Annotated in this window: 1 protein-coding gene; it reads left to right on the forward strand. The window is 39.1% G+C overall.

The window, feature by feature from the left end; genetic code table 11:
- Positions 1 to 425, forward strand: a 425-nt coding sequence (locus AC1M87_RS14790; protein WP_481594123.1) for a hypothetical protein, incomplete at both ends; no start/stop codon positions are given.

The following is a 425-nucleotide window of genomic DNA, read 5'->3' on the forward strand; positions in this document are numbered from 1 at the left end:
GCGCTTGAAACGAAGGCGAATGAACTTCAAAAGAAACTTGATGACAATGCAGAGTTAGAAGAGTCAGCAAGATATACTGATGAAACACGTGATGCACTTCAACAAGAAATCAATGAAGCTTTACAACTCGTTGCTGATGGTCGTGATCCATCAAAAAATGTAACTAAAGAAGAGGTTAAAAAAGCATCTGATGAATTAGACGCTGCGGATGCTGCATTAAAAACCAATGCACAACAAGAGTTTGAAGATTCATTAGCAACAGAAGCGGATTTAGTCGCGCTTGAAACGAAGGCGAATGAACTTCAAAAGAAACTTGATGACAATGCAGAGTTGGAAGAATCAGCAAGATATACTGATGAAACACGTGATGCACTTCAACAAGAAATTAATGAAGCTTTACAACTCGTTGCTGATGGTCGTGATCC

The organism is Acinetobacter sp. 24-47-62, assembly GCF_056779765.1.